The sequence below is a fragment of the Pseudomonas sp. H1_D04 genome, from assembly GCF_054683855.1.
Map to the genome: position 1 here is coordinate 3,493,390 of NZ_CP162826.1, position 13,988 is coordinate 3,507,377.

General features: G+C 59.7%; 16 protein-coding genes. 10 read left to right on the plus strand and 6 right to left on the minus strand.

Features of this window, described 5'->3' with window-relative positions; genetic code table 11:
• The first annotated feature begins 5 nt into the window (after positions 1–5).
• The 6 genes from AB4N82_RS16140 (at position 6) to AB4N82_RS16165 (ending at position 5,099) form a co-directional block, all read left to right on the plus strand.
• Complete coding sequence (locus AB4N82_RS16140; RefSeq protein ID WP_015885581.1) at positions 6–635, plus strand: L-threonylcarbamoyladenylate synthase; 630 nt, start codon at positions 6–8, stop codon at positions 633–635.
• Positions 636–755: 120 nt separating this feature from the next.
• Positions 756–1,454 (plus strand): segregation and condensation protein A, encoded by a 699-nt coding sequence (locus tag AB4N82_RS16145; protein ID WP_177326464.1) that lies wholly within the window; start codon positions 756–758, stop codon positions 1,452–1,454.
• A 12-nt stretch (positions 1,455–1,466) separates the two neighbouring features.
• On the plus strand, positions 1,467–2,393 hold the full coding sequence (gene scpB / locus AB4N82_RS16150) for an SMC-Scp complex subunit ScpB (protein ID WP_032890978.1): 927 nt from the start codon (positions 1,467–1,469) through the stop codon (positions 2,391–2,393).
• Between the two features lie 27 nt (positions 2,394–2,420).
• Positions 2,421–2,612: a DUF1289 domain-containing protein gene (locus AB4N82_RS16155; RefSeq protein ID WP_122763786.1), complete on the plus strand. Its 192-nt coding sequence runs from the start codon at positions 2,421–2,423 to the stop codon at positions 2,610–2,612.
• A gap of 144 nt (positions 2,613–2,756) precedes the next feature.
• Positions 2,757–3,968 (plus strand): 23S rRNA pseudouridine(2605) synthase RluB, encoded by a 1,212-nt coding sequence (rluB, locus tag AB4N82_RS16160; protein ID WP_032890980.1) that lies wholly within the window; start codon positions 2,757–2,759, stop codon positions 3,966–3,968.
• 201 nt (positions 3,969–4,169) lie between these two features.
• Entirely contained in the window at positions 4,170–5,099 is a 930-nt protein-coding gene (locus AB4N82_RS16165) for a tyrosinase family protein (RefSeq protein ID WP_122763785.1), read from the plus strand.
• Between the two features lie 126 nt (positions 5,100–5,225).
• Here the strand turns inward: AB4N82_RS16165 and AB4N82_RS16170 are convergent, their stop codons facing one another.
• A complete protein-coding gene (locus tag AB4N82_RS16170) occupies positions 5,226–6,185 on the minus strand; it encodes a M29 family metallopeptidase (RefSeq protein ID WP_122763784.1) in 960 nt (319 codons plus the stop codon).
• Between the two features lie 70 nt (positions 6,186–6,255).
• Entirely contained in the window at positions 6,256–6,393 is a 138-nt protein-coding gene (locus AB4N82_RS16175; RefSeq protein WP_003175756.1) for a hypothetical protein, read from the minus strand.
• Between the two features lie 636 nt (positions 6,394–7,029).
• Between AB4N82_RS16175 and AB4N82_RS16180 the strand changes: the two genes are divergently transcribed.
• Together AB4N82_RS16180 and arfB are read left to right on the plus strand one after the other, a co-directional pair.
• Positions 7,030–8,448 (plus strand): amino acid permease, encoded by a 1,419-nt coding sequence (locus tag AB4N82_RS16180; protein WP_099602783.1) that lies wholly within the window; start codon positions 7,030–7,032, stop codon positions 8,446–8,448.
• A 179-nt stretch (positions 8,449–8,627) separates the two neighbouring features.
• Positions 8,628–9,041 carry an alternative ribosome rescue aminoacyl-tRNA hydrolase ArfB gene (gene arfB, locus AB4N82_RS16185; RefSeq protein WP_095185741.1) on the plus strand — a complete coding sequence of 138 codons (414 nt, stop codon included), beginning with the start codon at positions 8,628–8,630 and terminating at the stop codon, positions 9,039–9,041.
• On the opposite strand, the gene AB4N82_RS16190 is transcribed toward arfB, so the two are convergent.
• Together AB4N82_RS16190 and AB4N82_RS16195 are read right to left on the minus strand one after the other, a co-directional pair.
• Entirely contained in the window at positions 9,038–10,234 is a 1,197-nt protein-coding gene (locus tag AB4N82_RS16190; RefSeq protein WP_032890985.1) for an MFS transporter, read from the minus strand. The two genes, arfB and AB4N82_RS16190, sit on opposite strands and share 4 nt — an antisense overlap.
• Before the next feature lie 105 nt (positions 10,235–10,339).
• On the minus strand, positions 10,340–10,522 hold the full coding sequence (locus tag AB4N82_RS16195) for a hypothetical protein (RefSeq protein WP_032890986.1): 183 nt from the start codon (positions 10,520–10,522) through the stop codon (positions 10,340–10,342).
• A gap of 26 nt (positions 10,523–10,548) precedes the next feature.
• Here AB4N82_RS16195 and AB4N82_RS16200 point away from each other — a divergent pair, with 26 nt between their 5' ends.
• Positions 10,549–10,869: a hypothetical protein gene (locus AB4N82_RS16200; RefSeq protein WP_163033190.1), complete on the plus strand. Its 321-nt coding sequence runs from the start codon at positions 10,549–10,551 to the stop codon at positions 10,867–10,869.
• A gap of 16 nt (positions 10,870–10,885) precedes the next feature.
• Here AB4N82_RS16200 and AB4N82_RS16205 read toward each other — a convergent pair whose 3' ends face one another.
• A complete protein-coding gene (locus AB4N82_RS16205; protein ID WP_032890988.1) occupies positions 10,886–11,197 on the minus strand; it encodes an Mpo1-like protein in 312 nt (103 codons plus the stop codon).
• A gap of 162 nt (positions 11,198–11,359) precedes the next feature.
• Here AB4N82_RS16205 and AB4N82_RS16210 point away from each other — a divergent pair, with 162 nt between their 5' ends.
• Positions 11,360–12,418: an AraC family transcriptional regulator gene (locus AB4N82_RS16210; RefSeq protein WP_032890989.1), complete on the plus strand. Its 1,059-nt coding sequence runs from the start codon at positions 11,360–11,362 to the stop codon at positions 12,416–12,418.
• Here AB4N82_RS16210 and AB4N82_RS16215 read toward each other — a convergent pair.
• Complete coding sequence (locus tag AB4N82_RS16215) at positions 12,375–13,829, minus strand: TrkH family potassium uptake protein (RefSeq protein WP_032890990.1); 1,455 nt, start codon at positions 13,827–13,829, stop codon at positions 12,375–12,377. The genes AB4N82_RS16210 and AB4N82_RS16215 overlap by 44 nt on opposite strands.
• Positions 13,830–13,988: the final 159 nt, after the last annotated feature.

The following is a 13,988-nucleotide window of genomic DNA, read 5'->3' on the forward strand; positions in this document are numbered from 1 at the left end:
AGCTCGTGAGTCAATTCTTCCAGATTCATCCGGAAAATCCCCAGGCGCGCCTGATTAAACAGGCCGTGGAGATTATTCGCGCCGGCGGCGTGGTGATCTACCCAACAGATTCGTCCTACGCCATCGGTTGTCAGATCGGTGACAAGGGCGCGGTCGAACGTGTGCGGCGCCTGCGTCAGCTGGACGACAAGCATAACTTTGCACTGATCTGCAGCGATCTATCCCAACTGGGGCTGTTCGCCAAGGTCGATACCGGTACTTTCCGCCTGCTCAAGGCCCACACGCCGGGGCCTTACACCTTCATTCTCAACGCCACACGCGAAGTGCCGCGCCTTCTGCTGCATCCCAAAAAACGCACCATCGGCCTGCGTGTGCCGGAGCACCCGATTGCCCTGGCGTTGCTGGCGGAGCTGGGTGAACCGCTGATGAGCGTTTCGTTGATCATGCCCGGCGACACCGAGCCGCTGGAAGACCCGTACGAAATGCGCCAATTGCTGGAAAAGCAGGTAGACCTGATCATCGATGGCGGCTTCGGCGGCGGCAAAGCCTCCACCGTGATCAACCTGGCCGACGGCGAACCTGAAGTGATCCGTGTGGGTTGTGGCGATCCGGCGCCCTTTATGGTCGAGGCCTGAATGTCGTCAGTGGAAACCGTCGACCCCCAGGCAGGTGCGCAGCAGGAGCTGCCATTTGCGATGGTGTACGGCCAGGCCGTGCTGGAAATGCCCCTGGATCTGTACATTCCGCCGGACGCCCTGGAAGTCTTCCTTGACGCCTTCGAAGGCCCGCTGGATTTGTTGCTGTACCTGATCCGCAAGCAGAACATCAACATCCTCGACATCCCGGTGGCGGAAATCACCCGGCAGTACATGGGTTATGTCGAGTTGATGCAGTCGGTGCGCCTGGAGCTGGCAGCCGAGTATCTGGTGATGGCCGCCATGCTGGCCGAGATCAAATCGCGCATGCTGTTGCCGCGTTCGGAGACGGTGGAAGCCGAAGAGGACGACCCGCGCGCCGAACTGATCCGTCGCCTGCAAGAGTACGAACGCTTCAAGGCGGCCGCCGAAGGCATCGACGGTCTGAGCCGCGTGGGCCGCGACGTGGTGGTGCCCAAGCTGGATGCTCCCGAAGCTCGCGCACGCAAGCTGCTGCCGGACGTGAGCCTGGAAGAGTTGCTGATGTCCATGGCCGAGGTACTGCGCCGGGGCGATATGTTTGAACACCACCAGGTCAGCCGCGAGGCCCTGTCTACTCGCGAACGCATGAGCGATGTGCTGGAGCGCCTCAAGGGCGGCGGCTTTGTGCCGTTTGTCGAGCTGTTCACCAAAGAAGAAGGGCGACTGGGGGTGGTGGTGACCTTTATGGCGATCCTCGAATTGGTCAAGGAATCCTTGGTCGAGCTGGTCCAGAATGAGCCTTTTGCGGCTATCCACGTGCGGGCGCGAGCCGAATAAAGAGCTGAATTGATGAATCTGACTGAACCCCGCGAACTGGCGCCGTTGCTGGAAGCCTTTCTCCTGGCCTCGGGTAAACCGCAATCCCTGGAGCGCCTGTTCGAACTGTTTGAAGAGGCTGAGCGCCCTGAGCCGCCGGTGTTCAAGAAAGCGCTGGAGATCTTGCGCAAGTCCTGTGAAGGCCGCGCGTTTGAACTGCGCGAAGTGGCGTCGGGTTATCGTCTGCAAATTCGTGAGAAATTTTCCCCGTGGGTTGGCCGCCTATGGGAAGAACGCCCTCAGCGTTACTCACGGGCGATGTTGGAGACCATGGCGCTGATCGCCTATCGCCAGCCGATTACTCGGGGTGAAATCGAAGATGTGCGGGGCGTGGCGGTCAACAGCCATATCGTCAAGACGTTGCTGGAGCGCGAGTGGATCCGCATCGTCGGCTACCGCGACGTGCCGGGCAAACCGGCGATGTTCGCCACTACTAAGGTGTTCCTCGACCACTTCAACCTGAAAAACCTCGACGACCTGCCGCCGCTGGCCGAATTGCGTGAGATGGAAGCCGAGCCGGTGCTGGACTTCGACGACGCCCCAGTGCCGCCAGGTTTGCAGGAACTTGCCGATGCCACGGCCGAGCCTGAAGAACCGAAAGACGAAACCAGTTTCCACACCCTTTTGCTGGAACTGGACGACATGGAGCAGGGGATCAAGACCGACTTCGATGATTTGCTGCGTGATGGTGCGGCTGAGCCTGAAGCCGAAGTGAACGTTGAAGTTGAGCCTGAAGTCGAAGCTGAACCTGAGGAAGATATCCTTGGCGTGGCTGAAGCCCGCGAGAAACTCCTGGCTGCCGTTGCCGCTCTCGAACCGCCGCCGCTGAGCGATGAAGAAGACGAAGCCCGTGCATTGGCCGAAGCTATTGAGGCGGAACGCCGCGAATTCGAAGACTGATGCGGTCAATGCGGGATGTGAGAAGACATGAGTTCAACCAAAGACCCTTGCATCAGCGTCTGCAAATTCAGCGATGAGATCTGCGTCGGGTGCGGTCGCAGCAAGCGCGAAATCCGTGTCTGGAAGAAACTCGACAAGACCGACAAGCGCACTGTCCTGGCCGAAGCCGAACTGCGTTTGTTGGCCTTGGGCGCCACCGGTCGGCGGAAAAACAAATGACTTGGCGCATATCGACTAGTCTGTGATGCGCAACGCGCGCCTTACGCGTATGATTCGCGACCCTTTGCCGACCTATTCGGCCAAAGCCCCGCTTTCAACACTCTTCAGGCCACGCCTGAATCGACCCACCGGGAGGTGCTTAAGATGAACGATAAAGACCAGAACGACAGCCAGGAAATCGGCCCTGCAGGCGAAAAGCTGCAAAAGGTGCTGGCGCGTATCGGCGTGGGCTCGCGCCGCGACGTCGAAGCCTGGATCACTCAGAAGCGCATCAAGGTCAACGGCGTCGAGGCCACCCTCGGTCAGCGCGTCGATCTGCACGATGCAATCACCATTGATGGCAAAGTCATCAAGCGTGAAGAGGCCGCCGAATCGGTGCGCCGCGTGATCATGTACAACAAGCCCGACGGCGAGATCTGCACCCGTGACGACCCGGAAGGCCGTCCGACCGTGTTCGACAAAATGCCTAAGCCCAAAGAAGGCCGCTGGATCAACATCGGTCGTCTGGACATCAACACCACCGGCTTGCTGATGTTCACCACCGACGGTGAACTGGCCAACCGCCTGATGCACCCGTCCTACGAGATGGACCGTGAATACGCGGTACGTGTACGTGGCGAAGTCGATGACGAGATGATCGAGCGCTTGAAAGCTGGCGTCGTCCTCGAAGACGGCCCGGCCAAGTTCACCGACATCAAGCAGGCTCCAGGTGGTGAAGGTTTCAACCACTGGTACCACTGCGTGGTGATGGAAGGCCGTAACCGTGAAGTACGTCGCCTGTGGGAATCCCAGGGCCTGGTGGTCAGCCGCCTGAAGCGCGTGCGTTTTGGTCCGGTGTTCCTGAACTCCGACCTGCCGATGGGCCGCTGGCGCGAAATGAGCCAGTACGAAGTCGACATCCTCAGCGCCGAAGTGGGCCTGACGCCAGTTGCCATGCCGCAGATGAACGCCAAGAGCAAAGACAAGCTTGAGCGCATGCAGCGTAAATCGTCGCGTCCTGTGGCACGTGCCGAGCGCGTGGCGCGCACTGTGCGCCCGGCGCTGGATGCTCCGGCGACCGGCGGGCGTATCTCCCGTCAGCCGCATATTGAAGGTGAGCGTCGTCCAACGGCCCCATCGCGTCAGGAAGGCGAGCGCGCACCGCGTGCACCGCGTCCTGCGCCGGCCGGTGGTCGCAGCAACCGTGGCGAAACGGATCGCCCGGCCGACAACGCCAGCACCAAGCGTCCAGCCAAGCCGGCGGCGAACAAGCGTCCCGGCCCGAAACTGGTCGCGGACGAGCCGTCGGGCAAGCGCCGTGGCGCTCCAGCGGGTTCGGGTCAGCGTCCGGGGTTTGGTCGCAAGAAGCCGCAGTGATGCAATAAGCGCTGCATAAAAAAAACGCCAACTGTTGAAGTTGGCGTTTTTTTTTGCGGCGGGATTTGCGCCTGGAGCGTTTCACCGGATCGTTATTCGTCGAGTGATGGTGTGCGGTGTGGGCTAAACAGTTACCACCGGCGTTCACCACCGCGGCACTAGATTGAGCCCTGCACTCACTTATGCCACGAGGCGACGACCATGGATATCCGCATCAATCACCGCTACATGACCCGTGAACAGAAAGCCCTTTTTATCCAGGCCATCCTGCTGCTGAAAAACGAAGTCCAAAGTGTCCTGCGTCCCGGACAGCAAATGCGCTATGACGATTACGTACAGGTTCACAGCAACGCCTTCGACGGCCCGGAGGCTTTCACGCCGATGCCGCACCGCTCGCCGCTGTTTTTCCCTTGGCACCGCGTATTCCTGCGTCAATTCGAGCGGGATCTGCAAAGCGCGGTTAACGATACCAGCGTCACCCTGCCATTCTGGGACTGGTCGATGGAGGGCTCAAGCAATCCATTCACGCCTGGCTTTTTGGGCGGCGATGGCGACAGTGCTCAAGCCCAGCGTGTAACGTCGGGCCCATTCGCTTATCAGGACGGGCGCTTTGAAATTCGCCAGGGGGTTCCGGAGGGGGATAAGGGCTTGCGCCGCGAACTGGGCGCAGGGCCCGGCGCGCATCTGCCGAACTCCGAACAAGTGCTGGATGCGCTGGCCAAGACGCCGTATGCCCCGGGGCCGGACAGTTGGGGCAATTTCTGTGAAGGCGTGCTGCATGACCCTGTGCATCGCTGGGTGGGCGGTAACATGTCGATGCCGTCCTCACCCAACGATCCGGTGTTTTTCCTGCACCACTGTTACCTTGACCTGTTGTGGGAGCGCTGGAAGCGTCAGCATCCCACCTCTTTGCCCTATTATCCGGTATCGGATATGCCTGGGCTGGATCGTCAGGCCACACTGGTCTTCCATGCTCCGAACAATCCCGCTCCTTGGCCGGAGACCTGGACTGTTGACAGCGTGATCACGACTGAGAGCCTGGATTACACCTACGGTCTGTTCACCTCAGTACCTGCATCCCTCGGCTCGCCGACGCTGACGACATGCGAGATGGGCTCGCAGAACGTGTGACTCTCCTCTGACACACCTGATCGATCAAGAAAACAGCAGGAGGCTTGCTCGCGCAGACGGTGTGTCAGGCGCTTCACACAGGCGTTGTCATACGGCCTCGCGAGCAAACCCATACTGGCAATATCGTTAGAACGCAAAGGTGCCATCGAACACGGGCTTGTCATCCAGTGCCAGCACCCCACTGGCGAAGATCAGGTCCAAGTGATGGCTGCCTTTCTGCCCTCCACCCAGACCCAAGTGCAGTCCACAGTGGCGCTCCTCGAACCCGGCATTGCGCGCATACAAGTCTTTCACCCCTTCATTGGTGCCAATTCCCAATTCCTCCACCCGACGATTGGACGGGTTGGCGTTCAAGTATTTGTTGAAGTCATCCACCAGCCCAGGCACTTCGCTGGCCACGCTGCAGACGGTCGAGTTCTCAATCCACAGCTCCAGCGGTGATTGCAGCACGCCGTATTTGCGCGCGAACGGGATGGTGCTGAGAAAGGTGCCGACAAACCGTACCTGCCCGTTGATGGCCTCGCTGTGGGTGGCGATCTCACCGGGGGCAAGGTCGTGGTTGCCCACGCCGTTTATATTGGTCCACTTCTTGATGCTGCTCAGCGGCGCCTCAAGGCGTGAGCCGTGCTTATCGGTAAAGCTCAGCACAGTGGCCTGGCCCATGCGCCGGATCAGCGTGGCGTTGAGGTCGGCAATGCGTTGCGGTTCGACGCTGAAGGTGTCGTAGAAGTAGTCACCGTAATCCTTGAACAGTAAGGACTTCTTCCAGTGTTCAGCCATCACACCCTGCAGGGCACGGATAAAGTCAGGGCCTTCGGCGCGAGGGTTGGGCAGGGTCGAGGAATCGTAGAGAAACAGATACAGGTCACAGCCTTCAATAGCCTCCGCCAGGGTGTCGCTGGCGGTCAGGTCCAGGCGCTGCACCTGGAAGTTGAAGCGTGCGGCGTTGCTGTGGTTGATGGCTTGGGCGATGGCATCGTAGCGCTCAGTATGGCCCAGCAGTACGTTTGGGCAGTTCAGGCCGCTGAGGGCCGGGTGGTGGGCGAGGTAGTAGAGAAAGTGTTCAACGGCGCGGGCCTTGTCCATGACGTCTGTCCTTGTGTGCCTTGGGTAAGGGGGCAGGCGCCGTGCACAGCACCTGCCGGATGCCTGCCGGTTAGAAAGGCCACATCGCGGTGCCAAATGGCACTACGGCATCAGCTTGCATCATTTCTACGGCGGCCTCATGGGTCGGCGCTTCAAACCAGTCGTCGAGTTGCAGTTCGGTTTCCAGGTCGTTTTCCAGTGCTTGCATGGTGTATCTCCTAGAGGACGGTGTTTGAGAACGGCCTGCCAACGGGCGTCGCTGGCAAGTGGAATGAACCTAGGAGACCCTGTTGTTTAATGCAAAATATTTATTGACACGGTTTCATTTGGATTTTTTCTTCTGTTTTTTTAGCGGGCGTTTTTTCTGAGGAAATACAGTGAGCTGCCAGCGCCTTTTGCGCGGAAATTTCTTACCGCCAATTTTTCCAAAGATGACAGCTGTAACGCAGTGTTTCCGCTATGTAACGATTAGTTTACGAGTAAGTCTCGGCGTTGTTGGTCAACTCAAGGCTGTAAGGAATCCCTGACAGATCGTCGCACGCACCGTTCGGGGGCGGGCGTAAGCTGTCGAGCGGTGTACAATGCGCCGCGTTTTACTGTGACCCCCTTTGCGTAACCCGCAAAAGGCCAAGACCTCGGGGTTTGCCGACCCTGATCATTCCGCCTGGCCACGAGCCTGGCGGGTTCGATTTCGTCACAGATAAAAACAAACAGGTGACGCATGACCGTTAGAAAGACGCTGTACTCCTTGTGCCTTCGCTGGGGTTTGAGCGGCGCTGCTTGAGGCGGAATTCAAGTCAGCCACGTGCATTCACATCATCAAACCTTGCGTGAGACCCTTTTCATGAGTGGACCCAATTCCTCTTCAGGCGAGCTGAAACGCGGCCTGAAAAATCGGCACATCCAGTTGATCGCCCTCGGTGGCGCCATCGGCACCGGCTTGTTCCTCGGCTCGGCCGGGGTGCTCAAGTCCGCCGGCCCGTCGATGATCCTGGGCTATGCCATTTGCGGCTTCATCGCCTTCATGATCATGCGCCAACTCGGCGAAATGATCGTCGAAGAGCCGGTCGCCGGTTCCTTCAGCCACTTTGCCCACAAGTACTGGGGCGGTTTCGCCGGCTTCCTGTCGGGTTGGAACTGCTGGATTTTGTACATCCTGGTGGGCATGTCCGAGCTGACCGCCGTCGGAAAATACGTGCACTACTGGTGGCCGGAGATCCCGACGTGGGTCTCGGCAGCGGCGTTCTTCGTGTTGATCAACCTGATCAACCTGGCCAACGTCAAAGTCTTCGGTGAAGCCGAGTTCTGGTTCGCCATCATCAAGGTAGTGGCGATCGTCGGCATGATCGCCTTGGGCAGCTATCTGCTGGTCAGCGGCAGCGGCGGCCCGCAAGCCTCGGTGAGCAACCTGTGGGAACACGGCGGGTTCTTCCCCCATGGCGTGGGTGGCTTGGTGATGGCCATGGCGATCATCATGTTCTCCTTTGGCGGCCTGGAAATGCTCGGCTTCACCGCCGCCGAAGCCGATCAGCCACGCACTGTGATCCCCAAGGCGATCAATCAGGTGATCTACCGCATCCTGATTTTCTACATCGGCGCCTTGGTGGTGCTGTTGTCGCTGACGCCATGGGACAGCCTGCTGGCGACCCTTAATGCGTCCGGCGATGCCTACAGCGGCAGCCCGTTCGTGCAGGTGTTCTCGATGTTGGGCAGCAACACCGCCGCGCACATCCTCAACTTCGTGGTCTTGACCGCAGCGTTGTCGGTGTACAACAGCGGCACCTACTGCAACAGCCGCATGCTACTGGGCATGGCCGAGCAGGGCGATGCGCCCAAGGCCCTGGCCAAGATCGACAAACGCGGTGTACCGGTGCGATCCATCCTCGCCTCGGCGGCCGTGACCCTGGTGGCCGTGCTGATGAATTACTTCATCCCGCAACATGCCCTGGAGCTGCTGATGTCCCTGGTTGTGGCCACGCTGGTGATCAACTGGGCGATGATCAGCTTCTCCCACTTCAAGTTCCGCCAGCACATGAACCGCACCGGCCAAGTGCCGCTGTTCAAGGCGCTGTGGTACCCGTATGGCAACTATGTGTGTCTGGCGTTCGTGGTGTTTATCCTGGTCATCATGCTGATGATTCCGGGGATCCAGGTGTCTGTGTATGCGATCCCGGTGTGGGTGGCGTTTATGGCGGTGTGTTACTGGATCAAGAACAAGCGCAGTGCCGAAGCGGCGCTGACTGCGGCAAGTGCGCTGAAGTAAGCCCGCTGGCATAAACAGGAAACCCGGCGCTTTGCCGGGTTTTTTGTTGGCGGGGCGGTGATTTGAGCGGATTTCGTCTCAATGATGCCAAACTGTTCAAAGGCGCCGTGATTTCCAAAGCCCAGGCGTCGATGTTGTTGTCCGAGTAGGGCTTGTCCGTTTCGTAAGGTTTTTGATTGATGCTGGTTATTTCCAACAACGTGCACCTGCCCGACGCCGAGATCGAGCTGACCGCCATCCGTGCCCAGGGCGCGGGTGGGCAGAACGTCAACAAGGTGTCGAGCGCGGTGCACCTGCGTTTTGACATTCCGGGGTCGTCGTTGCCGGAGTTCTACAAGGAGCGGTTGCTGGCGCTGCGCGACAGCCGGATCACCAGCGAAGGGGTGCTGATACTCAAGGCCCAGCAATATCGCACGCAGGAACAGAACCGTGCCGATGCGTTGGAACGTCTGGTGGAGTTGATCCTCAGCGCCACCAAGGTGGAGAAAAAGCGCCGGCCGACCAAGCCTACCCTGGGTTCGAAGAAGCGGCGCCTGGAATCCAAGACCAAGCGCGGCAGCATCAAGGCGGGGCGTGGCAAGGTCGACTTTTAGTCGCCGCGTGCCTCGCGGGCCAGGGGTGCTTGCCGGTAGAGGTACACGCTCAGCAGCAAGCCACCGAGGGCGGCGAGGGCGGCGAACAGGAAGATCGACGCAAAACCGAAGCCTGCCGCCACGGCCCCGGCCAACGGACCGGTGATGCCCAAGGACAGGTCGATAAACAGCGAGTAGGCGCCCACCGCCGAACCGCGGCTGGACGCGGGCACCAGGTTGACCGCTTCCACCCCCAGTGCCGGAAACACCAGGGAAAACCCGAACCCGCTCAATGCCGCGCCGGCCAAGGCCAGGTTGGCGTCAGGCGCCAGCCACAGCAACAGCAGGCCGAGGATCTCTACTGACAGGCACGCAATCGCCACGCGAAAGCCGCCGATGCGGTTGATCAAATTCCCGAACAGTAGCCGTGCGCCGATAAAACTGGCGCCAAACAGGCTCAGGGCCCACACCGCGTTATCCCAGTGCTGAGTGGTGTAATACAAGGTGATGAAGGTGGCGATGGTGCCAAAGCCGATGGACCCCAAAGCCAGCGCGCAGCCGTGGGGCAATACGCGGCCCAGCACGTTCATGAACGGTAAGCGCACACCGGCCACGATCGGCGCGGCAACCTTGTTCCAGGCCAGCAACAGGCCGACGACGGCCAGCAGGATAATGCTGACGCCCATGCTCCACAGCCCGAAATTCTTCACCAGCACTACGCCCAACGGCGCGCCGACGGCCAGCGCGCCATAGCTGGCAATGCCGTTCCAGGAGATGACCTTGGCCGTATTCGCCGCGCCAACTCGGCCGATGCCCCAGCCGATGGCGCCAGACCCCACCAGGCTTTCTGCGCTGCCCAGTACCAATCGACCGACGAGCAGGCTGCCCAGGCTGACAGCCGGCAGGTTTGAAAACCACGCAGCGAGCAACATGAACACGCCACTCAGGCCGCAGCCCGCCAGGCCGATCAGCACCGCGCGCTTGCTACCCAGGTTATCGATGATTTTGCCCGCGTAAGGACGGCTCAGCAGGGTGGCCAGGTATTGCACGCTGATCACCAGCCCTGCGATCACCGCGCCATAGCCCAACTCACTGTGGACATAGCCCGGCAACACGGCCAGGGGGATACCGATATTCAGGTAGCCGATAAAGGTGAACAACACGATGGAAACAACTTGCAGCGTGACCGCCATGGGGCGCTGGGTATCTGGCATGGGGAGAGGTCCACTGTCGCAGCAGGTAAAGATAGGCTGCTAATGATACCGGTGCTTTGACGTGTGCAGGGCGGTAAAACGCAAAAACGTCAGATCAAAAAGACGTCAGGTTTTGGTCGGGGCCAGTAATTGGGTGGTGACCAGAGCAGCCAAGGCGTTTTCCTGGGTACCGAAGCGCTTGAGCAGTACGGCTTGCTTGTCCGCGCTGAGGCGGTTCCACACTTCGACCATCTGCAAGGCAGCGTCGAGTACGGCGGTGTCCGGGGTATTGGGGAGGGTATCGGTCATGGCGGGGATCTCGGAGGATTCAGGCAGTGTGGAAAGCGCTCAAAGCTGCGCTTTCCACACGGTCTGGTACGGCGTCAGTCCTGGCTTTTGCTGTCGACTGGTTTTGCTTCTTTGGCCTCAGGCTGCTTCGCGCTGGCCTGCTGCGGTGTTGGCTGCTCAGTTTCGTGCAGGCTTGGGAAGGGGAGATTAGGTATCTCGTGCATCGTCGTCGCTCCTCGCAAGGTCTGTTTTTTCAATCGCAGGTGATTCCGCGCTCTCAAAAAGCTTTGGCAGGATACAGCACTGTAAATGACAAAAAGACTTTTATATCGGCGGATGCACAAACCTTTATGGCTTTACGCAAGTGACAAGAGGTCACACCGTTCAGAACGGCACCTTGCCCAGGATCATGTCGCGGTACATCACAAAATCTCCCAGCAGGCTATAGAACGGGTGCTGAAAGGTTGCCGGGCGGTTCTTTTCGAAGAAGAAGTGTCCGATCCAGGCAAAGCTGTAGCCGGCAATCGGCACGGCCAGCAATAGGCCTAACGACCCCCTGCCAATGGCATAGGCCAAAATACCGATCACGAGGGTGGTGCCGATAAAGTGCAGGCGACGGCAGGTGCTGTTGGCGTGTTCGGCCAAATAGTAAGGGTAAAACTCGGCGAAGCTATTGAATCGCTTGACGTTTTCCACGGTGACCGGCCCTTTTGATTGTTGTGCCGCCCAACAGATGTTCGGCGGGGAGCTTATTTGAGTCTAGAGTGATCAGTGGTAACAGCCAGTGACATTAGATGCCACTTTAGTATCCTTGGATTCCTGGCTGCCGTTATGAGCCTGCTTTATTAAGAAGACGCCATGAGCGAACGAACAACTTCTGCAAGCTGGGCGATGGGGATAGTCAAGGCACTGGAAATGGATGGTCTGGATTGCCGCGCCCTGTTCAAGCAACTGGGCCTTGACTACGCCGCCCTCAATGACCCCGATGCTCGGTTCCCGCAAGACTCCATGACGCGCCTGTGGCAACGGGCAGTCGAGCTGTCGGGCAACCCCGCGATTGGCCTGAACATGGGCAAGGTAGTGCGCCCGGCGTCGTTTCATGTGGCGGGTTATGCGTTGATGTCCAGTAACACCCTGGCCGAGGGCTTCATGCGGCTGGTGCGTTACCAGCGGATCATTGCCGAAAGCGCCGACTTGAGTTTCCGACTGCTGCCCGAAGGCTATGCGCTGATTCTGACGGTGCATGGCGATCATCTGCCGCCCACAAGGCAAAGTGCCGAAGCCTCTCTGGCCTGTGCATTGGCACTATGCGGCTGGCTGACCGGCCGTACCTTGCAGCCGCGTAAAGTCATGTTGCAAGGTGAACAACCGGCGGACCTGGAGCCTTATAAGCAAGCTTTCCATGCACCATTGGAGTTCAACGCGCCCTATGACGCGTTGATTTTCGAACGAGCCGACATGGACGCACCGCTGCCGACGGCCAACGAGGCGATGGCGTTGTTGCACGACCGTTTTGCCGGTGAATACCTGGCGCGCTTTTCCGAGAGCCGCGTGACCCACAAGGCGAGGCAAGTGCTGTGTCGTTTGCTGCCCCAAGGCGAACCCAAGCGTGAAGTGGTGGCCCAGACGTTGCACCTGTCCCAGCGCACCTTGCAGCGGCGTCTGCAGGAGGAGGGCACGAGTTTTCAGACCCTGCTCGACGACACCCGCCGCGAACTGGCCGAGCAATACCTGGCACAGCCGAGCATGACGCTGCTGGAGATTGCCTACCTGCTGGGCTTTGCTGATCCGAGCAACTTCTTCCGCGCGTTTCGCCGCTGGTTCGATACCACGCCCGGCGAATACCGGGCGCGGTTGCAAGACACGTCGACCGTCAGTGACGCCAGAACGCCGGGATGCACAGAACAAAGACTGTGATGATCTCCAGCCGGCCCAGCAGCATGCCCAGGGACAGGATCCACTTGGCCGCATCCGGCAGGCTGGAGAAGTTGCCCGCCGGGCCGATGGTTTCCCCAAGGCCAGGGCCGACGCCGGAGACGGTACTGGCGGCGCCGGTGAGTGCGGTCATCCAGTCCAGGCCCAGGAGCGACAGGGCTAACGCGATAGCGCAGATGGTGATGGCAAAGAAAAACGAGAAGGTCAGGATCGAGCGCACGATCTCTTCGTCGAGACGGTGGCCGTTGTACTTCTGCTTGATCACCGCGCGCGGGTGAATCAGCTGGTTCAAGTTGGCCTTGAGCAGGATATAGGCGACCTGGAAGCGGAAGATCTTGATCCCACCGGCGGTGGAACCTGAACAGCCACCGATAAAGCCCAGGTAGAAGAACAACATCAGTGAGAAGTTGCCCCACAGGCTGTAGTCCCCCAGCGCAAAGCCGGTGGTCGTGACGACTGAGGTGACGTTCAACGCCACGTGGCGCAGTGCATCCAGCCAGTGCAGGTTGGTGGTCCACCAGTACCAGGTGCCGAGCACCAGCCAGGTTACTACCAGCAAACCGAGCAAGCCCTGTACCTGCTGGTCCCTGAGCAGCGCCCGGCGGTTGCCGCGTAAAGTGGCGACGTACAGGGTGAATGGCAGGCTGCCGAGGATCATCACCACCACCGCGACCCAATGCACCGCCGGTTGTTTCCAGTGGGCCAGGGATTCGTCGGAGGTAGAGAACCCACCGGTGGAAATCGCCGACATCGCATGGTTGATCGCGTCAAACAGGCCCATGCCGGCCCACCAGAACGCCAGGCTGCCGAGGATGGTGATGCCTACATACGCCGCCACAATCAGCCGCGCCACCATGTGAGAGCGGGGCATAACCTTTTCCGAACGATCCGAGGACTCGGTCTGGAACAGGCGCATGCCGCCAATGCGCAGCAGCGGCAGGATCGCTACCGCCATGCCGATAAACCCGATACCGCCCAGCCAGTGCAGCAGCGAACGCCACATCAGGATGCCCGGCGACATGCTGTCCAGCCCGCTGAGCACCGTAGAACCGGTGGCAGTAATGCCGGACATGCTTTCGAAAAACGAGTCGGTGTAGCTGATGTGCTGGGTCAGCAAAAACGGCAGCGCGGCGAACACACACACCACCACCCAACTGGTGACCGTCAGCAGGTACATGTCCCGCGGGCGCAGGTGCACGTGCTCCGGGCGACCGGGGATTACAAGGGCAAGGCCGGCGATAAAGGTGATGAGGCTGGCCCACAGGAACGAGGGCAGGTCGCTGGTGCGTTCGAAGATCACCAGGGTGGCCATGGGCACGACCATGGCGATCGCGAGGGTGATCAGGAAGATGCCGATGATGAAACCGATGATGCGTAGGGTCGGCAACGCCATGAAATGAGCTCGAAATAGGGCAGAGGCGTCATTCTACCTAGGGTGCAGGGCATGTAAACCGGGCCTTGAAAGCGACGCAAATCAAATGAGGGAGGGGGCTTGCCCCCGATGGCGGTGTGTCAGCGAAGAAAATATCTGCTGAACCAGCGCTATCGGGGG